21 protein-coding genes, 1 other RNA gene and 1 pseudogene are annotated in these 25,719 nt (G+C 44.2%); 9 read left to right on the top strand and 14 right to left on the bottom strand.

Annotated features, from left to right (window positions below; translation table 11 throughout):
- The first annotated feature begins 319 nt into the window (after window positions 1–319).
- Window positions 320–616: a hypothetical protein gene (locus tag P0M11_RS01975; RefSeq protein WP_275624206.1), complete on the top strand. Its 297-nt coding sequence runs from the start codon at window positions 320–322 to the stop codon at window positions 614–616.
- Between the two features lie 582 nt (window positions 617–1,198).
- Here the strand turns inward: P0M11_RS01975 and P0M11_RS01970 are convergent.
- The gene (locus P0M11_RS01970) at window positions 1,199–2,857 is read right to left on the bottom strand and encodes a ribonucleoside-diphosphate reductase subunit alpha (RefSeq protein WP_275624387.1); all 1,659 of its coding nucleotides are present in this window, start codon (window positions 2,855–2,857) and stop codon (window positions 1,199–1,201) included.
- Window positions 2,858–3,669: 812 nt separating this feature from the next.
- Window positions 3,670–4,644, bottom strand: coding sequence for a ribonucleotide-diphosphate reductase subunit beta (locus tag P0M11_RS01965; protein WP_158064681.1), 975 nt, complete (start codon window positions 4,642–4,644; stop codon window positions 3,670–3,672).
- Window positions 4,645–5,027: 383 nt separating this feature from the next.
- Here P0M11_RS01965 and P0M11_RS01960 point away from each other — a divergent pair, with 383 nt between their 5' ends.
- From P0M11_RS01960 to P0M11_RS01945, 4 genes are all read left to right on the top strand, one after another.
- Window positions 5,028–5,720, top strand: coding sequence for an ABC transporter ATP-binding protein (locus P0M11_RS01960; RefSeq protein WP_275624205.1), 693 nt, complete (start codon window positions 5,028–5,030; stop codon window positions 5,718–5,720).
- A gap of 169 nt (window positions 5,721–5,889) precedes the next feature.
- A complete protein-coding gene (locus P0M11_RS01955) occupies window positions 5,890–7,122 on the top strand; it encodes an ABC transporter permease (protein ID WP_275624204.1) in 1,233 nt (410 codons plus the stop codon).
- A 115-nt stretch (window positions 7,123–7,237) separates the two neighbouring features.
- Complete coding sequence (locus P0M11_RS01950; RefSeq protein WP_275624203.1) at window positions 7,238–8,506, top strand: ABC transporter permease; 1,269 nt, start codon at window positions 7,238–7,240, stop codon at window positions 8,504–8,506.
- Between the two features lie 428 nt (window positions 8,507–8,934).
- On the top strand, window positions 8,935–10,128 hold the full coding sequence (locus tag P0M11_RS01945; RefSeq protein ID WP_158064685.1) for an efflux RND transporter periplasmic adaptor subunit: 1,194 nt from the start codon (window positions 8,935–8,937) through the stop codon (window positions 10,126–10,128).
- Window positions 10,129–10,174: 46 nt separating this feature from the next.
- On the opposite strand, the gene P0M11_RS01940 is transcribed toward P0M11_RS01945, so the two are convergent.
- The 6 genes from P0M11_RS01940 to P0M11_RS01915 are packed head-to-tail and all read right to left on the bottom strand — an operon-like array spanning window position 10,175 to window position 16,627.
- Window positions 10,175–10,768: a hypothetical protein gene (locus P0M11_RS01940; RefSeq protein ID WP_275624202.1), complete on the bottom strand. Its 594-nt coding sequence runs from the start codon at window positions 10,766–10,768 to the stop codon at window positions 10,175–10,177.
- A gap of 39 nt (window positions 10,769–10,807) precedes the next feature.
- Window positions 10,808–11,485 (bottom strand): HD domain-containing protein, encoded by a 678-nt coding sequence (locus tag P0M11_RS01935; protein ID WP_275624386.1) that lies wholly within the window; start codon window positions 11,483–11,485, stop codon window positions 10,808–10,810.
- A gap of 20 nt (window positions 11,486–11,505) precedes the next feature.
- Window positions 11,506–12,363 (bottom strand): alpha/beta fold hydrolase, encoded by an 858-nt coding sequence (locus tag P0M11_RS01930; protein WP_275624201.1) that lies wholly within the window; start codon window positions 12,361–12,363, stop codon window positions 11,506–11,508.
- Window positions 12,364–12,401: 38 nt separating this feature from the next.
- A complete protein-coding gene (locus tag P0M11_RS01925) occupies window positions 12,402–13,304 on the bottom strand; it encodes a ribokinase (protein ID WP_275624200.1) in 903 nt (300 codons plus the stop codon).
- Between the two features lie 54 nt (window positions 13,305–13,358).
- Window positions 13,359–13,997, bottom strand: a complete 639-nt coding sequence (locus P0M11_RS01920) for a DUF4241 domain-containing protein (RefSeq protein ID WP_275624199.1) — start codon at window positions 13,995–13,997, stop codon at window positions 13,359–13,361.
- Between the two features lie 11 nt (window positions 13,998–14,008).
- Window positions 14,009–16,627 (bottom strand): valine--tRNA ligase, encoded by a 2,619-nt coding sequence (locus P0M11_RS01915; RefSeq protein WP_275624198.1) that lies wholly within the window; start codon window positions 16,625–16,627, stop codon window positions 14,009–14,011.
- A 126-nt stretch (window positions 16,628–16,753) separates the two neighbouring features.
- Between P0M11_RS01915 and P0M11_RS01910 the strand changes: the two genes are divergently transcribed.
- Window positions 16,754–17,236 (top strand): DUF1573 domain-containing protein, encoded by a 483-nt coding sequence (locus P0M11_RS01910; protein ID WP_275624197.1) that lies wholly within the window; start codon window positions 16,754–16,756, stop codon window positions 17,234–17,236.
- An 84-nt stretch (window positions 17,237–17,320) separates the two neighbouring features.
- Window positions 17,321–18,190 (top strand): polyphosphate kinase 2 family protein, encoded by an 870-nt coding sequence (locus P0M11_RS01905; RefSeq protein WP_275624196.1) that lies wholly within the window; start codon window positions 17,321–17,323, stop codon window positions 18,188–18,190.
- 104 nt (window positions 18,191–18,294) lie between these two features.
- Here P0M11_RS01905 and P0M11_RS01900 read toward each other — a convergent pair whose 3' ends face one another.
- Both P0M11_RS01900 and rnpB read right to left on the bottom strand, forming a co-directional pair.
- Complete coding sequence (locus P0M11_RS01900; protein WP_275624195.1) at window positions 18,295–19,410, bottom strand: T9SS type A sorting domain-containing protein; 1,116 nt, start codon at window positions 19,408–19,410, stop codon at window positions 18,295–18,297.
- A 34-nt stretch (window positions 19,411–19,444) separates the two neighbouring features.
- An RNA gene (gene rnpB / locus P0M11_RS01895) (RNase P RNA component class A) lies at window positions 19,445–19,756 on the bottom strand.
- A gap of 134 nt (window positions 19,757–19,890) precedes the next feature.
- On the opposite strand from rnpB, the gene P0M11_RS01890 reads away from it, so the two are divergent.
- The gene (locus tag P0M11_RS01890) at window positions 19,891–20,385 is read left to right on the top strand and encodes a sigma-70 family RNA polymerase sigma factor (protein WP_158065456.1); all 495 of its coding nucleotides are present in this window, start codon (window positions 19,891–19,893) and stop codon (window positions 20,383–20,385) included.
- Window positions 20,378–21,058, top strand: coding sequence for a beta-carotene 15,15'-monooxygenase (locus P0M11_RS01885; RefSeq protein ID WP_275624194.1), 681 nt, complete (start codon window positions 20,378–20,380; stop codon window positions 21,056–21,058). The genes P0M11_RS01890 and P0M11_RS01885 overlap by 8 nt, the downstream gene beginning before the upstream one ends.
- Window positions 21,059–21,130: 72 nt before the next feature.
- On the opposite strand, the gene rpoN is transcribed toward P0M11_RS01885, so the two are convergent.
- The 4 genes and pseudogenes from rpoN to P0M11_RS01865 all read right to left on the bottom strand — a co-directional run.
- Entirely contained in the window at window positions 21,131–22,606 is a 1,476-nt protein-coding gene (gene rpoN, locus P0M11_RS01880) for an RNA polymerase factor sigma-54 (RefSeq protein ID WP_158064695.1), read from the bottom strand.
- A gap of 93 nt (window positions 22,607–22,699) precedes the next feature.
- Complete coding sequence (asnS, locus tag P0M11_RS01875; protein ID WP_275624193.1) at window positions 22,700–24,148, bottom strand: asparagine--tRNA ligase; 1,449 nt, start codon at window positions 24,146–24,148, stop codon at window positions 22,700–22,702.
- 119 nt (window positions 24,149–24,267) lie between these two features.
- Window positions 24,268–24,810, bottom strand: coding sequence for a ribosome maturation factor RimM (rimM, locus tag P0M11_RS01870; protein ID WP_275624192.1), 543 nt, complete (start codon window positions 24,808–24,810; stop codon window positions 24,268–24,270).
- A 308-nt stretch (window positions 24,811–25,118) separates the two neighbouring features.
- Window positions 25,119–25,685 (bottom strand): annotated as a pseudogene (locus tag P0M11_RS01865) (30S ribosomal protein S16); the annotation flags it as partial.
- Window positions 25,686–25,719 lie beyond the last annotated feature (34 nt).

Here is a 25,719-nt window from a genome sequence, read left to right as displayed (position 1 = left end):
TTAGTTTAGCTTTGTGTCCTTTGTTCAGGCTTTGTGTTCTTTGTGGTTAAATTACCAAGAACTCAATAATCAAGAGTTATGATTTTAAATTATGAACTATTGATTTTCCTCTGTGTGCGTTGTAAATTCTCTGTGTCTCTGTGGTTAAATAAACCAGGGAGGCGCGATGTCAGATCTCAGATTTTAGATTTTAATTTTGAGGAAAGAAGAAAGACAATTCAACTAACCTCCTAACCACCCAATCACCCAACTACTCAATCACTCAACTCCCCTCCTCAACTCAAAAAAAATAGATATCTTTACTAAATAATTGAACAGAATGAAACTTAAAAAGAAATACAAAAAGGAGCTTATTAAATCCCTTAAAACACTGGCTTTTACAGAACATGAGTTATTGGAAACAATGACCAACCTGATGTTGTTGAAAGAGCTCAAAAAGAACGACATCACTTTTGAAAAGGGTGATACATTCTCCTTCGAAGACAATATCTTTGACTACAGTGAAGACAAGAACATCCGCAAACTGGCCAAACTGCGCCGAAAAATGATCAAAACCATGGGTAAATTAGTTGACGGCACTGAGTTCAAGGACAAGGAAATTGAATTCCTGGCCTGATTTACTGCCTCCCAATAATATCAAAAATTTCAGGCTGGAAGCTGTGCCAGTTTTCGTGATTGCACAACTTCCTTCCCATACAAGAAACCGCAGATCACCACTGCGGTTTTTTTTACTTATTTATTTGTTGATTTTTGCCCTAGCTCTTGGCTCTATCTAACCACAGAGCACACAGAGCTTAAACAGAGCGCACAGAATTTAATACAAAATCTGATATCTGACATCTGATATATGAAATCTGATGTCTGACATCTTTTTCTTTCCTCTAATCCAAACACAGAGCACACAGAGCTTAAACAGAGCGCACAGAATTTAATCCAAAATCTGATATCTGAAATCTGATATCTGAAATCTGACATCTGAAATCTGATATCTGACATCTAAAATCCTGGCCCCGGCTCTAACCTAACCACAAGGTTCACAAAGCCCTTCACAAGGAACACAAAGAAGGCCGCAGAAATTCTCCGCGGCCTTATCTTTTCTCTGAAATCTGACGTCTGATGTCTGAAATCTGATGTCTAACGTCTTTCCTCTAAATAAGAAATCTTGTCTCTTATCTCTGGTCTCTTAATCTCTCTCCACTTACGCCTCACACGACGAGCACGTCACAAAGTTCACCATCATCTCCTTCGATACAGATGAACTTCTCTGGTAATAAAGTGTCTTCACGCCTTTTTTCCAGGCTTCAATATAGAGATAGTTCACATCCTTCACCGGCATTGTAGACGGGATCTGAAGGTTCAGCGACTGTGCCTGGTCGATATACTGCTGACGCTGCGCCGCCTGGGAAATAATTTCCATCGGAGAAATCTCGCGGAAGGTTTTGAACACTGCCTTTTCCTCATCGGAAAGCTCAGTCAGATGCTGTACGGAACCGTGGTTCAGCATAATTGTTCTCCACGTCTCCTCATTGTCAATTCCTTTCTCCTGAAGCAGCTTCGCCAGGTACTTGTTCTTACGCATGAAATTACCTTTGGCAAGTCCGGCCTTATAGTAATTGGACGCAAACGGCTCGATTCCCGGAGAAGTCTGACCCAGAATAGCGGAACTTGACGTCGTGGGTGCGATAGCCATCGTGGTGGTATTACGCATACCGTAGCCTTTCAGTAATTCCGGTTCACCGTAAATATTAGCCAGTTCCTGTGATGCCTGCAGGGACTGTTCTTTGATTTGTCTGAAGGCGCGTGCATTGAACTGCGTAGCTTCAAAACTTTCAAAAGGAATCATATTCTTCTGCAAGTACGAATGGTAACCCAGCACACCAAGCCCCAGAGCTCTGTGTCTCATGGCAAAGTTTCTGGCACCCGTTAGATAGTAATTACCTTCCGTTTTCTCAATGAATTCGGAAAGTACCGCATCCAGGAAGTAAATGGCCAGTTTCACGGCATTGGTATCCTTCCACTCGTCATAAAGCTCTAGGTTCATGGAGGACAGGCAGCAGATAAAGGATTCCTCCTCACTGGATGGCAGCATAATCTCGGAGCACAGGTTGCTGGCGTTAATTGTCATACCCAAATCCTTGTAGACCTGAGGTTTGTTACGGTTCACATTATCGGAGAACAGGATATAAGGCAGACCTTTCTGCTGACGGCTTTCCAGCACGCGGGCCCAAATCCGGCGCTTCTCCATATCACCGTCAATCATGTCCTGCATCCAGTAATCCGGTACGCAGATACCCGTAAACAGGTTCTGGATCGGGCTGCCAATGTCCTTAATGGACAGGAATTCTTCAATATCACCATGGTCCACATCCAGGTAAGCAGCAAATGCCCCACGGCGCACACCGCCCTGAGATACTACGTCCATCGCGGTATCGTAAAGTTTCATAAACGAAACCGCACCGGAAGATTTTCCGTTGTCCGTCACGGCAGTCCCGCGGTTACGCAGTTCCCCGAAATAACCCGAGGTACCTCCGCCAATCTTGGTCTGCATAATCACCTCGCCCAGTTTATGGGTAATGCCCTCAATATTATCCGGAACATGCACGTTGAAACATGAAATCGGCAACCCCCGCTGGGTACCCATATTGGCCCAAACCGGCGACGAGAAGCTGATCCAGCCTTTGGTAATCATTTCCTCAAAAGCAGGCTGAAGCTCCGGTTTGTAGAGTCTTTTTGCCGCTGCAGTGGTTATACGTTCTATAGCGCCTTTCACGGTTTCACCTTTCAGCAGGTAACCGCGGTTCAGCATTTGCTCGGACTCTTCATTGAGCCACCAGATGTCGTTTTTTTGTTCTTCCATCATAAATATGTTGTAAAATGTAGAGGTTCAGCTACCGTCTTCATTGTTAATAATTTCAATTTTTAGAAGCAGATTGCTTGCTGCTTCGTTTCACCAGTCCGCCCGCTCTCCGCTGTATCTTTTTCGGTAATTTCGGCTACGCTCAATCACCAAAAAAAGATGCCGCTGCGATCGGGGCTATTATTTTGCCTGGTGATTTGTTCACCGCTTTATGTTTTGCTGTTAGAACTCAGCCTTCAGCACTCAGCTTTTAGCCTTCAGTCCTAACTTCTAAATCTTTATATCAAAAATCTCCACGTCTGAAATCTGATATCTGAAATCTTACTTCTCGGCTCTCACCTAACCACTGAGCGCACAGCACTGAAACAGAGGGCACAGAGCAAAGTTCAAAATTTAAAACATGGCCTTTGACTTCTGGCTTCTGGCTCTCATAACCACAAAGAACACAAAGGCTGCGCAAAGGACACAAAGCTAAAGGCAATTTACAGCGCAAACAGGGAAATCCATAATCCAAAATTTATAACTTAAAATCCTGGTTCTTGATTCTTGGCTCTTTCTTCTTTCTTCTTTCTTCTTTCCTCCAAAAAGTCTGATATCTGAAATCTAATCTCCCGGCTCTTGGCTCTAATTTAACCACAAAGAACACAAAGTATGAATAACGCACACAAAGTTAAATCCAACTGCTGCTTTTTGTCATCCCGTAGGAATTTCTTCCTACACCGTCCGAAGTCTTTTTTCATTCCTCTTTCTTCTTTCCTCAAATTAAAAGTCTGATATCTGATATCTGATATCTGATATCTGATATCTCGACTCTAAAACAAATCGTTCTCCGTAATACTCTTGTCGTGCTTGGTATAATCCACCGGTCTTTTCGCGAAGAAATCATCCATCGAGTTGGCGAAAACTTCCTCTTCAAACCAGATCATAGGTTTGTACTGTTCCGGTGTAATATTATAACGGGTTCGCATTCCGATTTTCTTCAGACTGTCGTCTACACGGTATTTCATAAAGTTCAGCAGGTCTTCCTTAGTGAAGTTGTCCAGATCACCCAGTTCAAAGATCCAGTCCAAAATTTCTTCCTCCACCTGAATGGAATGGTCTACAAGTGTATAAATATCTTCAATATCAGAATCGGTAAGCAGTTCCGGCTGTTCCTCACGGATCTTGTTAATAAGGTAAATACCTGCATTGGCATGGATTTGCTCATCCACAGACGTCCATGCAATGATATTGGATACGTTTTTCATATATCCTTTAAACCTTGTAAACGACAGGATAATGGCAAACTGCGAGAACAGGGATACGTTTTCGATAAGGATGCTGAAAAGCAGCAGTGACGATACATATTCCTTCGGTGTGGTAGAGTTGGCATGTTTGAGCACATTGCTCAGGAAATCAATCCTTTTCTTAATGGCCGGAATCTCAACTACCTGAGTGAAGGCATCGTTATAACCCAGGACTTCCAGCAAACGTGAATAAGCTTCAGAATGACGGAACTCACATTCTGCAAAAGTAGACCCCAGGCCGTTAAGTTCCGGCTTGGGCATATGGTTATACAGATTTCCCCAGAAAGTCTTTACCGAAACCTCAATCTGCGCGATGGCAAGCAATGCATTCTTTACGGCATGTTTTTCATGTGGCTCCAGCTGCGACTGGAAATCCTGTACATCGGCCGTAAAATCAACTTCAGAATGCACCCAGAAGGATTTGTTAATCGCATCTACAAACTGCAGAACTTCCGGATACTCAAATGGCTTATAACTTACTCTCTTTTCAAAAATCCCCATAAAGCGATTCGGTTTATATCTTGTTAAAATAATAGTCAGACAAAAGTCACCTTACTTGTATTCTACTGAATATCAGAAGGTTAAATTACCCACCACAGTTATTATGGCGAAAACAAAAATAGATAATACATCCCTACCATGAAAGGCATAGCTGAATGATAAACATAAAAGTTTTCCACAAAAGCAGGGAAGCGGCTGTTGGTGCAGGTTACATCAGTATTTAGGTGGATTAAAACCAATTATGAAGGCTGCAACTTAAACAGTTTTCAATAAACCTAGTATTCAGAGTATTTTATAACTAAACAAAACTTAGAATCCATTAAAACGGGCGCCCTGTAACAAATAAGGCGCGCTGCATACTTATAATGGAAGCAATCTGCAATATGTTAAGCATTCAGAACCTCCATAAATCATATGATACGGGCAAGAGCAAACTGCACGTCCTGAAGGGAATCAACCTTGAAATCGGCGCCGGGGAATTCGTTTCCATCATGGGCAGCTCAGGCTCGGGAAAATCTACACTGCTTAACATCATTGGTATTCTGGATGAAAAAGATTCCGGCACCTACACCTTAGACGGAATTCCTATTGAAGACCTTTCGGAAGTAAAAGCCGCAGAATACCGCAGCCGGTTCCTGGGTTTTGTATTTCAGTCCTTTAACCTCATCGCGTACAAAACGGCCCTGGAAAACGTGGCACTGCCACTGTACTATCAGAATGTAAACCGTAAGGAACGTAACTTTAAAGCCATGGAATATCTGGAAAAAGTAGGTCTTGCTCAATGGGCCAACCACCTGCCCAATGAACTATCCGGCGGACAGAAACAGCGTGTGGCAATTGCACGTGCCCTGATCACCGACCCCAAGATCATCCTGGCCGATGAACCTACGGGAGCGCTGGACAGCAAGACAACTTATGATATTATGAAACTGCTGCAGGACATCAACCGCGAGGGGAAAACAATCATTGTTGTTACCCACGAACCCGACGTAGCTGCCGAAACCAAAAGAAATGTAATACTGAAAGACGGAATCATTGAAAGCGATGAATACATTACCCAGCGGGTGCTTGTTTGAGAATAATTTTAAAATTGTAACAGTTTAAAAATATAACAGTTTAGCAGTTAAACAATTTACCAGTCTGTCAATTATCAGTTTATAAGTCAACTACCAATAAACAACTTTACAACTTTACGACTTAACAACTCAACAACTCAACAACTTTAAAACAAATCCCTCCAATAAAATGTTTGATCTGGACCGCTGGCAGGAAATATTCGCCTCCATACGAAGCAATGTACTGAGAACCGTGCTCTCCGGCTTTACTGTAGCGCTGGGTCTGTATATATTTATTGTCCTCTTTGGTATCGGTTCCGGTCTGAAGAACGCCTTTACGGAAGGTTTCGCACGCGACGCCCAGAACCTCATCGCCATTTTTTCGGGTAAGACCACTGTAGCGTACGGCGGACTGCAGGCGGACCGCCAGGTGGTATTCAAAAATGAGGACTTTGACGAAGTTATCGGCATAGACCCGGAAAAAGTGGAATATTCCGCACCAAAATACAGCACCGGAATGATGGTAAAATATGGCCGCGAGAGTGGCAGTTACCAGATAAGCGGAACTACCGGCGATGAAAAATTCATAGAGAACCGGCAACTGGTGGACGGCCGGTATATTAGCCCCGGCGATCTGCAGCGGCGGCAGAATGTGGCCGTTATAGGCAGGATGGTGCAGCGTGACCTCATAAAAGACGGCAGCCCCATTGGCAGGGACCTGGAAATTAACGGCACCATGTTTAAAGTGATTGGAGTCTTTTCAGATGAAGGCGGAGGCGATTTTGAAGAAAGGATGATTACCATACCTATCACCACGCTTCAGCAAATGAAAAAAGGTTCGGATACCGTAAATTCCATACAGCTTACCTATAATCAAGACCTCACCCCGGAACAGGCCATCACATTTGGCGAGGAAATCGAAAAGCAGGTAAAAGCACGCCACAGGGTTTCCCCCGACGATGAAAATGCAGTAAGGGTGCGGAACAACGCCGAAAATACCAAGAACAGTTTTCAGTTCCTGTTTATCCTCACGCTTGTAGTTGGGTTTATCGGCATGGGTACCCTGCTGGCCGGCATCATTGGCATCAGCAACATCATGGTTTATATTGTAAAGGAAAGGACCCAGGAAATCGGTGTACGGAAAGCCATAGGTGCCAAACCCAACAGCATTATTGCACTGATCATTCAGGAAAGTATTGTCATTACAGTGATTTCGGGATTCATAGGAGTGGGTCTGGGCGTCCTTACGCTCGAACTTATTGGCGACAGCCTGGAAGCCTACTTCATTAAGGATCCGAGTGTAGGTTGGGGCCTCATTATTGTCGCATTTGTCTGCCTGATCCTGGCTGGATTAATTGCCGGCTTTGTACCTTCGTACCGCGCGAGCAAAATAAAACCTATTGAAGCCCTGAGAGCCGAATAATTTAACAAAGACAGTACATTGTACATAGTACATTATACATAGTACATTATACATATTAAATAGTACATCGTACACCATTCTGCAATAAAAAGTAAGTGCCAAAACACAGTATAGAATGAATATCGTTTTCAAAAAAGACACCTGGCAGGAGATCTACCATTCCCTCAGATCGAACAAGCTGCGCACCTTCCTCACCATGATCGGTGTGGCCTGGGGCATGTTCCTGTACGTTTCCCTGCTGGGCGCCGCTAAAGGCATGGAAAACGGCTTCGATAAATTGTTTTCCGGATTCGCCACCAACAGTATTTTCCTTTGGGCCCAAAATACCAATATTCCTTATGCCGGTTTTGCTAAAGGACGGCAGATGGAGCTGGACCGTAACGATATCGAAATGCTCACCACGCGGATCCCGGAAATCGATTATATCTCGCCACAGAGTTCCAAAGGAAGTTTTGGCACACCCGGCGAACTGATGTCGCGCACCGGCAAAAATGGCACCTACGGTCTGAACGGCGACTCACCTATCGGCAATAAAATTTCAGAAAAGAAACTGATCTTCGGAAGATATCTGAATGATGCCGACCTCGCGCTTAACAAGAATGTGATAGTCATTGGTGAGGAAATCTACAAAAATTTCTTCGACCATAAAAAAAATGAAAACCCGATCGGCCAAAGCATCAATGTGCGGGGAACTTTCTTTAATGTCATTGGGGTGTTCTCTGTGAAACGGGCCAGTCCCATGGAAAATGCGCAAACCGCTTATATCCCCCTTACCACCTATATGAAGATGTTCAACGACGGCGACAAGGTTGATGTCTTCTCCATTGTGAGTAAACCTGATGCGGATGTGGCCATAGTGGAAACCAAAGTAAAGGATGTCCTGAAACAGAAGTACAATGTCTCACCGGAAGACACCAACGCTTTCGGAAGCTTTAATTTGGGCAAGGAATTTAAAAAACTGACAGGCTTCCTGGACGGCATGCAGCTCCTCACCATCATTGTGGGTACGCTAACCATCCTGGCAGGGGTCATTGCCATCTCCAACATCCTGCTGATCACCGTAAAGGAAAGGACAAAGGAAATAGGCATCAGACGGGCCATCGGCGCAAAACCCGCCGAAGTGCGTAACCAGATCCTGCTTGAAAGTGTGGTGATCACGCTTACTTCAGGATTGCTTGGATTTATTTTCGGTATCCTTCTGCTGATGGTTTTGGATATGATAACGAAGAACCAGGAAGATATTCCGTTTTACAATCCTACAGTGGATTACGGGAATGTATTTGCCGCAATGACAATTATGGTGACGCTGGGACTTATTGTCGGAATGATTCCCGCACAGCGCGCCGTAAAGATAAAGCCCATTGAGGCACTGCGCAGTGAGTAGTAATTGCAAGTGGAGGTACAGATATCTTTAATTAGAGGAAAGATGTCAGATCTCAGATTTCAGACTTGTTAAAGGAACAAGGAAGAAAGAGGAAAGAAAAAAGACTTCTGAGGGGTGGGTTGAGATCTCCTCGAGGATAAGATAACAGAAGGGAGTGGTGGAATTAACTTTGTGTCCTTTGTCCATACTTTGTGTTCTTTGTGGTTAAAGAGATCCCTACGGGATGACAGAGAGTATCGTAATATGGATTTGGATTATTCTCTGTGTCCTCTGTACAAGCGCTGTGTGAACTGTGGTTAGGTAAAAGCTAATTGTTGATCGCTGAAAGCCGAACGCTGAACGCAAAACTAAAAGCGCTTTGTGCTCCGTAATTAAATTCGCTCCATAAACAGCGTAACAAAAATTGAAACATTAAATAAAAACGATATATGAAAAAGAAAATTACCGGAAAAAGGGTGCTTTACATCATACTGGGCCTCCTGGTGGCCGTTGCACTTTTTGCCGGCATCGGCTACCTCATTAAATCCAATTCCACCAAAAGCGAAACTTTTCTCACCAAAAAACCAATGATCCAGAATATGGAAGACAAGGTGATGGCCACGGGAAAGATTGTTCCCCGCGAGGAAATTGAGATCAAACCCAATATGTCCGGTATTGTGGATAAAGTACTTGTAGATGAAGGCGACCGCGTAACCGTAGGACAGCTTATCGCTACAATACGTATCGTCCCGAATATCCAGAATGTAAACGCTTCACAGCAGGAAATAAACACGGCACAGCTGCAGATCAGCAATGCACAGCTGAACCTGGACAACCAGCAGAAACAGTTTGGTATGCAGGAGCGTCTGTTTAACCAGGGCGTTATTTCCAGGCAGGAATATCTCGCGGCACAGCAGCAGCTACAGTCGGCGCAGATTCAGTTGCGCAATGCAAGACAGCAACTGGTAACAGCCCAGAAAAACCTTCAGATTGCCAGAACAGGTGTTACACCGGAACTTCAGAGCCTTGCCACGACTCAAATCCGGTCCAAAGCCAACGGTACTGTGCTGGAAGTTCCCGTAAAGGTCGGCAGCCAGGTTATCGAGGCCAATTCATTTAATGCGGGTACTACAATAGCTGCTATCGCAGACCTGAACTCCCTTATTTTTCAGGGAGAGATAGATGAGGCTCAGGCCGGTAAACTTAAGGAAGGCATGAATATGAATATAGTGATCGGTGCGCTTCAGAATAAGAAATTTCCGGGCCGCCTTACAATGATCGCACCTAAAGGTAAAGACCAGAGCGGGACGATTAAATTCCCTGTGGAGGGTGATGTTTTTAATCCGAACAATGAATATATCCGTGCCGGGTTTTCGGCCAATGGAGAAATCGTGCTGAGCTCCCAGAAAAATGCGCTGCTCCTTGATGAAGCGCTTATTCAGTATGAGAAGAAGGGTGGTAAAGATATTCCTTTTGTTGAAGTAAAACAGGCAAACGGTACCTTCAGGAAAGTATATGTAACTCTGGGAGCAAGTGACGGCATTAACGTTCAGATCAAAGCCGGCATTGATAAAAATGCGGAGGTTAAAGTCTGGAATCCCAGCGACAAGGATAAGGAAGCACTGAAAGAGAAAAAAAGCTAACCTATGTCACAAAAATATCCTGGAGTTTTTCTTCAGGATATTTTTTTTAATGCCTTCGGAACAGCAGTACACCGTTCAGAAAAATCAGGAGAAAACTTAGGGTTACGTATATACTGATTCGGTGGTTCCTCATTTTCTGCGCGTCAATAAGCAGTCCGGCAGTCTTGCTGAGTTTTTGACTTTGGTTAATGTAATTATGAACTTCAACAACCTGGTCACTGCTGCGGTTGGGCACAGCGTGTTGCGAGAAATAGACCATATTTTTTTTGCCCAGATACCCCGCAATCCAGAATTCACCGGAATGGTCCATTTTCAGATATTCAACCTGATAATGCTCCGGACGTACCCGACCTGCATGTTTCAGGTCGTAAGGCTCACCGGGTGATTCAGCATCATTTACACGCACCACATAAAAATCGAGTGCCTGCGGTAATTTATTAATGATCTGTACAGCCATGGCATCCATGACAAACGGATATTTGCTCCGTTTCACAAACCATACAGTAAAGTAGGCTGCCGCAGAAAGCACAATGAGCATACGTGCAATCCTGGCCGACACTGCAAAACTGCCCTTGCGGATCAGTGACAGTGGCAGTGCGAGACACAGCAGTAAAAAAATGATAAAAGTAAAATTCTCCATCGGATGCAAATATAAGCAAATTGCCCATGCAGGCCGGCTTTAGCGCTTACCCTCCCACTCTGCAAAAAACTGCTCCAGGTAGACTTCCATAAAAGCATGTCGGCCGGCCGCGAGTTCTTTTCCTTTGGCCGTATTCATCCTGTCCTTCAGCAGCAGAAGTTTTTCATAAAAATGGTTGATGGTTGTTCCCTCATTTCTTTTGTATTCTTCCCGTGTCATATTCTTCCGGGGTGCCATCTCCGGATGGTGCAGCAGATTATTTTTAAATCCTCCGAAATTAAAGGTCCGTGCGATACCAATTGCACCCATCGCGTCCAGGCGGTCGGCATCCTGTACAATTTGAAGTTCAGCAATTACGGGGTTCTTTACTCGGATATTATGAAGTTCATCACCGGAAGTTTCCAGGCTGTTTTTGAAAGACATATTTTTTATGATGAAAAGAACAGATTCTGTGGTTGCGGGATCTGCATCAATATTCTGCAGATGATTTCGGGCAATGGTGAGCGCTATCTGCTCATCACCACCTTGAAATTTGGGATCTGCGATATCATGCAGAAGTGCAGCCAGTTCAACAACTTCGCGGTCGCAAACTTCCGAGCCGGCTATGGTTAAGGCCAGTTTCCATACCCTTTCCACATGAAACCAATCATGCCCGGCTTCCGCACTCTTGAGTTGTTCCTTTACAAACTGTACGGTTTTTTCAATTCTTGAATTCATCATTAACTTCTGTCAATTAATTATAAAGCTTCATTCTGCTCCAGAAAATCCGGCACCGCTTGCCACAGCTTGCGGTTATAACTTCGGAAAAAATTAATATGCCCAATTTCACCACGGTCACTTTCGGAAGTATGCAGGAGGCGGTAAGTGGGCTTCATTCCGGGATAAGTCTCCGTCATCAGCTTCCGGACGGCCCTGTCCGTCAGCCAGGTGTCATCTTCAGCGCGAATCACCAGCACTTCCTGGTTTAAATGGGGTGCAGTATTTTCAGCATGCTCTTCCAGCAGTTTATTGGTTGATTTCCTGCTGATGACCAGCGTGCGCCAGTCATGCGCAGACCCTTTGGGAAGACTTTCACCCAGGCCAAAACGGTGTGCCGGAAAATAACCCCACAGTGCCGTTGTAACCGGTAGCAAAAAGGCAAAGCCAAGATAGCCTAAAGCCGCGGTTTTCCAGCCCAGATTTCCTACAAATGCTTTCTGCGTGCCCACAAAGACAAACTTTTCAAACTGCCTGGAATCTGCATTCATACCGAGGATAAGTGCGCCCACCGAATGTCCCAGACAAAATTTTCTGAATCCCGGAAAACGGTTATCAATGAATTCGGTCAAGCAACCGTAATCCAGCGAACCCCAGTCCCCCATAGTGGCTTTAAAATGCCGCATTGATGCCGGTTTGCTCTGACCCACACCGCGGTAATCATAGGTGATCACGGTAAAGCCATGCGATGCCATGTAGCGGGAAAAAGCGTAATAAACCTGCTGTTTAACACCGGTTGCCGAATTGATGAGCAGAACTTTCTTACTGCAGCATTCCGGTGCAAACATCGTAGCCGAAATACTGAAGCCGTCCCTGGCTTTCACTGAGATGGGAACCATCGGTCGCTATAATGTATTTTTGATTTTCAATGCGGGAATTACCCGGCAATATCGGAATTCATCTCTTCCAGTAAGGGCAGTCCTCCCTGGGAACCTTCGTTCATCGCGACCTTCAGCGATACATCAGTACCAAAACGGACACAGTTGCCTATTGAATTTCCATGGCAGTAGGCCACGGCAAACCCCGAGGTAAAAGCATCGCCCATACCAATTCTGTACTGCATATCCTGATGGTCATTCCGGTAATATTTCATCTCGGAACCACTGTAATAAGTGGTTACATTTGTATTGTCCCGAATAAAAAGCTTGTTGGGATTGTGCTTTAGGATATCTTCCACATTATCATCTCCAAAAACGGTAGGTAAATCCGTGCTTTTAGCGACGATGAAAGATGCATACTCCTGCACGTTAAGAGGAAGCCGTGCCGCCGGTGCTGCATATAACAGCACTTTGGTATTGTATTTTTTAGCCAGTTCCACTGTAAATTCTACCGCTTCCATAGGAATTTCAAGCTGAAGAAGTAAAAGATCAGCGGTTTCGATAAGGGATTCGGCTTTCTGAATATGATCCACAGAAAGATGCAGGTTAGCGCCGGGAACTACAACAATGGCATTCCGGCCTTCTGCGGAAGTTACGAAAGCAGTACCGGTATCCGCCTCAGAAGTAACGTTTACATGATCCACATTTATTCCTTCAGCCTTAAGATTCCGGAATACTTCTCTGCCGGCATCATCAGCCCCTATACAACTCACAAAACTTACATTGGCACCCAGCCTGGCCGTTCCCACAGCCTGATTGGCACCCTTACCGCCGAAAAAACGTTCAGCCCTGGAGGCCATTACGGTTTCACTGGGTTCCGGGTGACGTTCCGTGACCAATACAAGGTCCAGGGACGAGCTGCCTACTACAACAATTTTGGGTCTGTCTGTACTTAACTTCATGATTCAGATTTAATAACAAATGTACTCATTCTAAACCAATGGCATGCCGCGGTGCTAGCCTGTTACCTCTATGAATTCAGTTACGATCTTCAAAGGTTGGTTATTGCTGCCGAACCCTATATAGCTGGCATAAAAACCTTCACCGTAGCCGGCTTCAAAAGCGAATACGGTTCCGCCACGCTGCTCATTGGGCTTTAGGAAGGCATACTGGTCGATGGCTCCGTTTTCGTCGAAGAAATGGTCATGAAAAAACTCCTCGTAAATTCCCATGAAATCTGCGCCTTTGCGGTGATAAAGGGTTTTCTCCAGATGATTGAGGCAGTCCTGGGTTTCGAGGTCCATAAAACTGGCCATGCCGCTTTCAACAGGATATCCAAAGACTTCCTCGCCCTTCAGGTCCTTAATGTTCTGACCCGCCGTAGTAGCCATTTGCCAGGAGGTAATTTCTCCTGTGCCGAAACGTATTTCCGCATAGGCTACACAGTTGCTCTCCCTTTCTTTATGCAGAAGTACAGGAAAAGAACCCTGCGGAAACAGGGTTGTAAACGGCAGCATGTCACTGGTGATTACCGGATCGCAGGCCACCAGATATCCCGTGGGCAGGTGAATATCACCTACCTCAAAGGACTCAATGAGCGGATTTTCCACAAAATCCCTTGTGAAAAGCCGGCTGATATTATCAATATGCGTCATGAGTAATTTTCTTATAAAGTCTGAAGTTTACCTGTGAGCAGTACAATCTTCTCCTGAGCATCCTTCTGTTTTTTCAGCTCATTGTCTACCACCTGCTGCGGTGCACCTGCCATAAATTTCTCGTTGGAAAGCTTTTTCTCTACAGATTTCAGGAAACCCTGCAGGTATTTTATCTCCTCTTCCGTTTTGCGCTTCTCTTCTTCCAGGTCAAGGCTCTCGCTAAGCGGAATGGAAACTTCAGTACCACCTACCAGGAAGGTGAAGCTTGGTTCGTCTGTTTTAGACGCAAAATTTACGGCTGAGATATTGGCCAGCTTAACGATTAACTCTGTGTTAGGGAAGGATTCCGCATTGGTAAACACCTCGGCTGCCTCGCGTGGCGAGATTCCTTTGCTCTGGCGGTAGTTGCGTACGCCCGCTACCAACTCCCTGGTAATTTCAAATTGGTTAAGGATCTCCGTACTGAACTCAGTTATTTTAGGCTGTTGAGCAATTACAAGTGCCTCATCGGCAGTACGGGGTGCAATATTCTGCCACAACTCTTCCGTGAGGAAAGGCATGAACGGATGAAGCAGTTTCATCAGGTTTTCGAAATAAACAATCGTCTGCTCATAGACTTCGTTCGAAACCGATTCGCCAAAACCAGGCTTTATGGCCTCCAGATACCACGAGCAGAAATCATCCCAAATCAGTTTATACAAAAGGTGAAGACTGTCTGAAATCCGGAACTTCGCAAACTGATCTTCAATCTCGGTGACTGTTTTTGCCATTTGATGACCCAGCCAATCAATAGCTTGCTTATCGGCCGCTGAAGCCTTTTTAGTATCATCCTTGGTCCAACCTTGGATCAGTCGGTAGGCATTCCAGATCTTGGTGGCAAAATTACGTCCCTGCAGCATGAGCTCCTCATCAAAAAGAAGGTCATTTCCTGCCGCCGAACTTAACAGGATACCGACACGCACCCCATCGGCACTATATTTTTCAATCAGTTCAATCGGATCCGGAGAGTTACCCAAAGATTTGGACATTTTCCGGCGTTGCTTGTCCCGGACGATCCCTGTGAAATAAACATTCTTAAAGGGCACCTCACCTCTGTATTCCTGGCCGGCCATAATCATACGGGCTACCCAGAAGAATATGATGTCCGGACCGGTTACCAGGTCGGAGGTAGGATAGTAGTAGTCAATCTCTTTATTTTCCGTATCCAGCAAACCGTTGAATACGGACATTGGCCAAAGCCAGGCAGAGAACCAGGTATCAAGCACATCATCATCCTGGCGAAGATCAGAAATCTTAAGATCACTGTTTCCGGATTTGGACTTTGCCAGTTGGAGTGCATCATCAAAATTTTCGGCTACTACAAAATCATCCTCGCCATCTCCATAGAAAAAAGCCGGGATTTGCTGCCCCCACCACAGCTGTCGGGAGATATTCCAGTCGCGGATGTTCTCCATCCAGTATTTATAGGTATTCTTAAATTTTTCCGGGTGGAACTTCACCTGGTCGTCCATCACCACATCCAGTGCTGGCTGGGCGAGGTCGGACATCCTGAGGAACCACTGTACTGAGACTTTAGGCTCAATTACTGCACCGGTACGTTCGGAAGTACCCACTTTATTTACATAATCTTCGGCCTTCAGTAACAATCCTTTCTCCTCCAGTTCCTTTGCAATAAGTTTACGTACCTCAAAGCGGTTTTTGCCGGCATAATGCTGTCCGTGCGAATTAAGGTTGGCATCATCGTCCAGTGAATCTATGATGGTCAGGTTATGGCGCTTTCCGATCTCATAGTCATTGATATCGTGCGCCGGAGTAATCTTCAGTGCCCCTGTTCCGAATTCAATATCCACATAATCATCCTCAATTACAGGAACCACCCTGTTTACAATGGGAACAATAACATTTTTGCCTTTCAGGTGTGCATAACGCTCATCTTCAGGGTTTACACACACGGCCATATCGCCAAAGATTGTCTCGGGACGCGTGGTAGCCACAGAAAGGTATTCTTCCGATCCTTCCACCTTATATTTAAGGTAATACAGTTTGCCGTTCTGCTCTTTAAAGATTACTTCTTCATCAGAGATATTGGTCTTGGCCTCAGGATCCCAGTTCACCATACGGTAACCGCGGTAGATCATTCCTTTGTTGTAAAGGTCTACAAAGGATTTTATTACCTGTTCGGACATTTTGGGCTCCAGGGTAAAGCGCGTCCTGTCCCAGTCGCAGGAGCAGCCCAATTTCTTAAGCTGTTCCAGAATGGTGCCGCCATACTCTTCTGTCCAGGCCCAGGCGTGCTTCAGGAATTCTTCCCTGCTGAGGTCTGATTTACTGATGCCTTCAGATTTCAGTTTAGCCACCACCTTGGCTTCCGTGGCGATGGAAGCATGGTCCGTACCCGGTACCCAGCAGGCATTGAAGCCCTGCATTCGCGCCCGGCGCACCAAAACATCCTGAATAGTATTATTCAGCATATGTCCCATGTGAAGGATCCCTGTAACATTGGGCGGCGGGATCACAACGGTGTATGGTGGTTTTTCGTTAGGTTTGGAATGAAAATAATTATTTTCCAGCCAGTAACTGTACCATTTGGACTCAGTTTCCCGGGGACTGTATTTCTCTGAAATCTGCATTATGCTCGCTTGTTTTGGCGTTAATGCTGCAAAAATAGGCAAAAGAAAAATTTCCTAAGTTTATTTAAATTTATTTTTAACTTTGCTACCTAATTTGAATCAAAAATCATATCAAACATTATCAATATGAAAAAATTATTTGCAGGTTTTGCAATTTTAGGAACAGTTGCTTTCGCTTCAGCCCAAACAATTACTTTTGACAACACTGTGCTTGATTACGGTACTGTGAAACCCGGTTCCGACGGTAACAGAGTTTTTATTGTAAAGAATACAGGTGACAAACCTCTTATCATTTCAAGCGTTAAGCCATCCTGCGGCTGTACTACGCCTGATTTCAGCAAAGACCCTATACTTCCAGGTAAAACAGGTCAGATAAAAGTTCACTACGATACTAAAAATCTGGGTGCCACTCAGAAGCTGATTGAAGTTTTCTCCAATGATCCCGAAAACCAAAGATCTGTGATCCATATTAAAGTAAATGTTGATCCAAATGCTCCGGAACCAAAGGTCCTTACGGAAGCTGAACTGAAAAAAGCTGAAGCTGAGAAAAATGCAGCATTGAAAAAGTCCAAGAAAATGGTTAAAAAAACCAAAAAAGCTACGGCCTAATTCCCCAGAATATTTCTTTTATAAAAACCGTTTCATTTTGTGAAGCGGTTTTTTTGTTACTTTTAATTTAAAATTAAATGCGCTATGAAATCAGACTTCAGCGAACATTTCCTAATAAAAGATTCTGTGGACCTAAGCAAACTGGAAACGGAATATAAAGGCCATCTGACCAAAGACGACGGAATAATACTATTGGAACAGGAGAAAGTTAAACTTCGCGAACTTCAGGAAAGACTTTATGCCGATGGCAGTAAGTCGCTGCTGATTGTCCTGCAGGCAATGGATGCAGCCGGCAAAGATTCATTAATTGAGCATGTGTTCGGAGGAGTAAATCCGCAGGGCTGTGAAGTTACCAGCTTTAAAACGCCCAGCGAAAAGGAATATTCGCACGACTTCCTTTGGCGCCATTATTTGGCTTTACCGGCAAAGGGAAAAATAGGAATCTTTAACAGGAGCCATTATGAAAGTGTACTTGTATGCAAAGTTCATCCGGAATACAATCTGAATGAAAATGTCTGGAAATCAACAAAGGAATTTAATGCCGAATTCTGGGAAAACCGATATGAAAGCATACGCAATTTTGAAAAACATCTCGCAAATAACGGCACGACAATCATAAAGATTTTTCTGCACATTTCGAAAAAGGAACAGAAAAAAAGGTTACTGGACCGTATTGAGGAAAAAGAAAAAAACTGGAAATTTTCCCCGGGCGACTTGCCGGAACGCGCATTGTGGGATGATTATATGACGGTATATGAAGAGGCCATTAACGAAACCTCAAAAAAGCACGCCCCATGGTTCGTAATTCCGGGCGATGACAAATGGTTTGCACGTGTGGCAGCGATACAGATTATCATCGATGCATTGGAGGATATGAACCTGCAGTTCCCTAAACTTTCAGATGACGGTCTCACTGAACTTAGTAAGGCCAAAAAACAGCTTGAAAGCGAGTAATACAATAAAAAGCAGAAACATTAATTTCTGCTTTATATAAATAAGTTTAACCGTCTGAATTATTACGGCTGTGCCGTTAATATGCGTAACATCCTGAGCTTCATTTATTTCTTAATGAACTTCATACTCTTCAGCTCATTGCCTGCATTGATCTCAATATAATAAAGTCCGGGAGCCATAGCTTTAACCGGAATCTCCAGTGAGCTACCCTTCGCTTCCAGGCTGCTCACTAAACGACCCTCCGCATTATAAATCTTAACCAGGTCTATTTTCTGCCCGGCCGAAAGATACAGAATATCGCTGGCAGGGTTTGGATAAACCTTAAAGTCTGCCTTTTCTGTTTCACGTACCGACAGTGGGCTCTCATTAATCTTTGCCATATACTGGAAAGCTCCGGTACTGAAGAGAGAACTGTGCGTTCCGGTAGCAGAATCAAGAATATGGAGTCCTGCCCCATTTGAGTAGAGATAATTGCCGTTACCGAGCTGCAGTACACCTGCATTACCGCTGGTGCCGGGTGTAGGATATGAGTTAAGTATGGCACCGGTAGCAGGATTAATCACATAGATTCCGCGGTTATTACCCGAAGCTGCATGATTTGCGAAGGTAGCCACCACAAGATTACCATCGGAATTGAAATTCATCTGCTCGATATTTGCAAGTACCGGAGCGGAAAACAGGGAGCCTACGACTGTTCCGTTATACCCCAGGATCTGTATTTCCGAGGGACTTGTAAATGATGAGACAAAGGCTGCAGTACCGTTATCCAACACATCAAAAGGTGAGCTTACGGTGGCATAATATCCAAGAGGCGCACCACTGAAAGACAGCCGGCGTATGGAGTTGGCAGTAGCTCCGTTCCCGCTTCCGGCATTAGTAACCCAAACTTCATTGTTCACGACATTGAGCCCCCGGATATTGTCCAGGCCTACAACATCGCCCTGTAATGTAGAATGTAGTGTACCGTCGAAATTATAGATATAAATATCATCGGCAATTTGGTCAGCAATCCAAATTTTATCGTTCACCTGCGCAATACCCTTAGGCGTTCCGCTGGGAAGTGAGATAAAATTGGCGTTTACTACAGCGCCGGTTACAGCATTAAGCTTATAAACAGTGTCGGTACTGCTGTTCAGCACCAGCACACTTTGTTGCGCGGTTGCATTGCCACTAACCAGGGCAAGAAAGCCCATTCCTAAAAAAATAGATAATGTTTTCATATTTTTTTTATTAAAAATACGAAAAACTATTAAAACCACAAGAAAAGCGGTAAGCCGGATTCTGTAGATTCGCCGAAACGAAAATGCCTGTTATTTATCTGCGTTTTACATTGCTGCAAAACTTTAGCTGTTTACCCCTCATCAACGGACGGGCCGCCCTTAACTGATGATATACTTAACATTGCACCGCAAAGAGTTTACCTGGTTTCACTATAAATTAATATACATACTTTCTGTTGCACTTGTCCTGATCTCACGACCGGCGGGCGTTACCCGCTTTGCTGCCCCGTGGTGTCCGGACTTTCCTACCCCCGCCAGAGCGGGAATCAACAGGCTGCTCTTCTTGTGGACTGCAAAGATACAAATAACCGTTTAACCTAGGCAGCCGCTCTCGCTGGGGCTCCACAAAAAAAACAAATTCGGGCATTACAGGATTGGAATCAAATTTTTATCTTCGTGTGCAGAAAAAGACAGTATACAGTGACCACAAAAGAGCAGGAATTTGCGAAACTGATAAAGGATAATCAGGGTTTGATTATCAAGATTTCGCGCTTATACACCAACTCTCTGGAGGACGAGGAAGACCTGTTTCAGGAAATTGTGTTACAACTGTGGCGCAGTTACGACACATTCAAAGGTGGGAGCAAAATTTCCACATGGATGTACAGAGTGGCGCTGAATACTGCAATTACCCTCTTCCGCAAGAAAACCCGCTCGCCCAAGACCGATGAACTGATGGATTTTCATTACAGTGATTATCTGGAAGATGATGAAGAGAAACAGCAGCAAATTGCCTTGCTGTACAAGGTAATAAAAATGCTTCCTAAGGTGGAAAGGGCCATCGTGATGATGTATCTGGATGATCTTCCCTACCGCGACATTTCCGAAAACCTGGGGATTTCTGAAGTGAATGCACGCGTAAAGATGAACCGGCTTAAGAAGCGATTAAAAGAACTAATGGAGAAACATGCCTGACTTTAATATAGACGATTTTAAGAAAACCTGGCAGGAACACGAAGTCCGTCCCAAATACGGAAACTCAGAGATCCTGGAGATGCTGAACCATAAATCACGTAACTATGTGAAATATATACTCTGGATCAGTGTAGTGGAATTCCTGTTCTTTACCGGACTGTCGGTATTTTACATTTTCCGTACCGAAGATTCAAACAGTTTCATCTCGGCTATGGAAAAACTGGGTGTGCACAATACACCGGAACTTCAGCAGGAATTTGGACACCTGTATAATATTCTGAAAGCCTTAAGTTTTCTGATTACCGGTTTTTTTGTGGTCAGGTTTTATCAGAACTACCGCCGGATCAATCTGGAAGCCAACTTAAAAAGGTTCATACTTCAGATTATGATTTTCCGCAGAACTGTAAACCATTTTATCCTGGCCAACATTCTGCTCCTGATTATCTTCACGGGAATACTTACCCTTTTTATTTTCCGTACCCTGGCTACACAGGAAATCACTCTTGAACAGCCCACTCTAGTCGGCTTCTTAACGGGTATCGGCATTGCCACACTCCTCAGTGTCGGATTGATCTGGCTATACTACAGGATTGTTTACGGAATCATTATGAAGAAACTGGGCCGAAATCTAAACCAGTTGAAGGACATTGAAAACAACAGCGAACAGAATTAGCGGGATTAATCAACAATAAATGCAAAAAAATATCCGTCGCAGCTGCACGGATATTTTTTTTTTGGGGTGTGGCTACAACTCTTTTCTAAGCCTGGCCACCGGAATATTCAGTTGTTCACGGTATTTTGCGATGGTACGCCGTGCAATATTGTATCCTTTTTCTTTCAGGATACCTACCAAAGCATCATCCGTATACGGTTTGCGTTTGTTTTCCTTCTCAATAGCCTCCATAAGGTGCATCTTGATTTCCTTTGTCGATACTTCCTCACCGTCATCATTGGTCAGACTGTCGGAGAAGAGGTCTTTAAGGTAGATGATTCCGTTTGGCGTATCAGCATATTTACTTTTTACCACACGGGATATTGTGGATATATCAAAACCGGTAATATCTGCTACATCTTTCAGGATCATAGGTCTAAGTGACTTGTCGTCGCCCGTAATGAAGTATTCTTTCTGAAGTTTTACGATGGCCGTAATGGTTTGCAGGAGTGTATTCTGACGCTGGTTGATGGCATCTATATACCATTTGGCCGCGTCCAGTTTCTGTTTAATAAAAAGTGCGGCCTGCTTATGCTCCGGCGAGTTTTTATCATGTGAATAAGTGGAAAGAATATCCTTATATTCATCGGAGACTCTTAATGAAGGTGCATTTTTGCTGTTCAGCAAAGGCACAACTTCAGGCTGTTCGCCTTTTTTATTCTCATTTACCTGGATTACGAAATCGGGAATGATTTCCTGGTTGATAGTGATGGTCTGTGTATCAAAATTTCCACCCACCCTTGGTGAGAGTCTGGAAATTTCGTCCAGTGCATCCTTCAGGTCATCCTCATCCACATCATACTTCTGCATGATCTTATTGTAATGCTTATTGGTGAGGGCATCAAACTGGTTACGCAGGATATTGGCCGCAAGGCTAATTGCTTTGTCCGCGCTCACTTTTTTCTCAATCTGAAGGAGCAGGCATTCCTGAAGATTGCGGGCACCAACTCCGGGAGGATCCAGTTTCTGAACATAATTTTCCAGGATATCTTCCACATTCTCCTTTGTGGTATATATTCCCTGCGAGAAAGCCAAATCATCTACAATGGCTTTCAGTTCCCGGCGAAGATAACCGTCGGTATCCAAATTCCCAATGATATACTCAGCAATTTTAAGTTCGTCATTTTCAATGTTAATGAGCCGAATCTGCTCCAGCAGATAATCATAAAGCGACTGTCCTTCTGTAAGCAGGCTTTCATTGTCGAACTCCTCATCGTCTGCTGAATAGTTGCTGGATGATGTCTTATAACTGGGTTCATCATCAAAAAGATACTCATTCACATCAAAATCAGTATCAATACTGCTGCTGCCTTCATCTTCATATTCGGTTACGGGCTCATCTTTCGCGTCCTTGTCCTCGTCATTTCTTTCGAGGGCAGGATTCTCTTCGAGTTCACGTTCCAGCTCTTCCTCAAACTCCAGCGTATGCAGCTGTATGAGCTTCATAAGCTGAATCTGTTGGGGGGCAAGTTTTTGTCCGAGTCTGAGTTGAAGGTTTTGTTTCAGCATATTTTTTTCTGCAAATTATTTTGTGCGTAGCAAAAGTAGGGATTGAATTATTTTACCGATTACAGATTAATTCCATATTCTTACAAGATTCTGTTAAAACTCCGCATTCTTGGGGGTTCGCGGGAATGGAATTACGTCGCGGATATTTGTCATACCCGTTACAAATAGCACCAGCCTTTCCAGACCAAGACCAAAACCGGCATGCGGCACCGAACCGAACTTACGTGTATCCAGATACCACCAAAGCTCATGCTCGTCCACATTCATATCCTGCATTTTCTGTTTCAGTACATCCAGCCTTTCCTCTCTCTGCGAACCACCGATAATCTCACCAATTCCCGGGAACAGAACGTCCATCGCGGCCACGGTTTTATTGTCATCATTAAGACGCATATAGAAGGCTTTGATCTCCTTTGGATAATCAAATAGCACTACAGGGCTTTCAAAATGCTTCTCAACCAGGAAGCGCTCATGCTCACTCTGAAGGTCAATTCCCCAGCGGTCTACAGGATACTGGAATTTTCCTTTTTTGTTTTCCTTGGAGCTCATCAGGATTTCTATGGCTTCCGTATAGGAAACCCGCATAAAGCGTTTTTTAACAACGTTTTCCAGTTTTTCAATCAACCCTTCTTTTGCACGGTCCTTTTCCGGCTTCTGTTTTTGCTCCTCAGCAAAACGGCTGTTCAGGAATTCAAGATCTTCGGCACAGTTCTTCAGAACATAGCTGATGACGTATTTCAGAAAATCCTCTGCAAGGTCAATATTATTTTCAAGGTTATTGAAGGCTACTTCGGGCTCTACCATCCAGAATTCGGCAAGGTGACGCGTCGTGTTGGAATTTTCGGCACGGAAAGTGGGTCCAAAGGTATAAACCCTGCCTAATCCCATAGCTGCAGTTTCCGCTTCAAGCTGGCCTGAGACTGTAAGATTGGTTTTCTTTCCGAAGAAATCCTGGGCAAAGTCTATTTCTCCCTCCTCATTTCTTGGAATATTGTTGAGGTCGAAATTGGTGACACCGAACATCTCCCCGGCACCTTCGGCATCTGCACCGGTAATGATCGGCGTATTGATATAGAAGAAGTGGTTTTTATTGTAGAATTCGTGAATGGCAAAACTTACGGCACTGCGAACACGGAAAACGGCTGAAAACAGGTTGGTCCTGAAACGAAGGTGCGCCTGCTCACGTAGCACTTCCAGTGAGTGTTTTTTGGGCTGAAGAATGGTTTTGTCGCGCTCTTCAGTAAAATTATCACCTAAGATAACAATTTTTTTGGCGATGATTTCAATGGCCTGACCGCTTCCCTGGCTTTCCACCACTTCACCGGTAATTTTAAGTGACGAGGCGACACTGATTTTACTTAGTGTGTCTTTATCAAAATTATCAAAATCCACAACTACCTGAAGGTTGGCCATAGTGGATCCGTCGTTAAGTGCGATAAAGCGGTTGGAGCGGAAGGCACGGACCCAACCCTGCACAGTAATATCGTGATGAAGTATTTTTTTGTAATCTCCGAGGAGTTCTTTTATAATCATTCTTTTCATTGCGGTCTTAGTCAATTATAGCAAAGATAGCACTTTTGGCTCATTTTTGCAGGCCGAAGGAGCCTGATTGTTTAATGCGGTACCTCCGAAATCAGTATCGTGAGCTTCGGCACGGTTTATCATTCATCTTTCACTGCAGGTGTAGTATATACTTCCAGCAAACCTTCCGGAAGCTGCATCGTAATTACTTTATCAGCACGGTTTACACTCAATATCCAGTCTTTGATCACGGGAATAATGACTTCCTTACCGTCCAGATCAAGAATAAAATAATGCTGGGCAATCTGATCGTTAATTTCCTTTATGGTTCCGCAGGAGTTTCCTTCTTCGTCTCGGATTTCAAAACCAAGGACTTCGTGATAATAAAACTGGTTTCCGGAAAGTTCCGGAAGTGTGGATAAAGGCATAAAAACGTTCTTGTTTACCAGCTGTTCTGCCATGGCAAGGTTGGCGTTTTTAAAGAAAACAATCTTTGTGTTATCGCGGCTCCATTGCTGTTTTTCTACAAAAAAGGGAACAAGCAGTCCGTTTACTTCTACAAAAACGCCGTCCAGCTTATTATAATGATTTGGCTGGTCGGTATCCAGTTTCAGAATTACATTTCCGGCCAGTCCGTGTGTCCTGGTGATTTTTCCCAGGTAATAACAGTCTTCTTTTTTCATGTTGATTTATTAGGATCAGCTGTGGCGCGGGTTTGGGGCCCACGGTTTGCATGCAGATTTGCAAATATACTCTTTAAATAAAAAAGACGCCAAACAGGCGTCTTCCGTAATTTATACAGTGAGGTAGATTAAGCTTTAGCTTCATCTGCAGCTTCACCGTCTTCTTTCTTAGGAGCAACTGCATCAGCAATTTTCTCAGTAACGTTTGCTACAGTTTCCTTTACGGAATCTACAGCGCCAGCTACTGCTGCCGCAGCACCACCAATTGTTTCTGCTACATTTTCAACAACTGATTTTTCAGTAGTTTCTTCTGTTGTTTCAGCGTTTTTAGCATCTTCAGCTGCTTTTTCCTCAGCTGCTTTCGCATCAGCCGCTGCTTTTTCTTCGGCAAGTTTTGCCTCAGCTTCAGCTTTTGCATCTGCCTCAACTTTCGCTGCTGCATCAATTCTTGCCTGATTTACTTTAACTTCTGCTTCCAAAGCTGCTTTCTTGGCATCTGCTTTAGATTTTGCCAAATCATCAGTTTTACCGCTTACCTGCTTTTCTTTAGTCTCCAACCAGGCACCAAATCTCTTCTCTGCTTCAGCTTCGTCAAAAGCACCTTTTGCTACACCACCCATAAGGTGTTTTTTGTAAAGTGCACCTTTGTAAGAAAGGATCGCTCTTGCAGTATCCGTAGGCTGAGCACCATTGTTCAACCACTTTACAGCCGCATCAACATTCAGTTCAATGGTTGCTGGGTTGGTAATTGGGTTGTACGTACCGATTTTCTCGATGAATCTACCGTCTCTTTTTGCTCTTGCATCGGCAACTACGATGTGGAAAAAAGGCTTTCCTTTTTTACCGTGTCTTTGTAATCTGATTTTTACTGACATAAAAGTTTGATTTTGTGGGAACTCGTCCCGTTAA

Source organism: Kaistella sp. PBT33-4 (genome assembly GCF_029194425.1).
GTDB lineage: Bacteria > Bacteroidota > Bacteroidia > Flavobacteriales > Weeksellaceae > Marnyiella.
The sequence above is the reverse complement of the archived record's forward strand: the minus strand, read 5'-3'. Positions and strand labels throughout refer to the sequence as shown.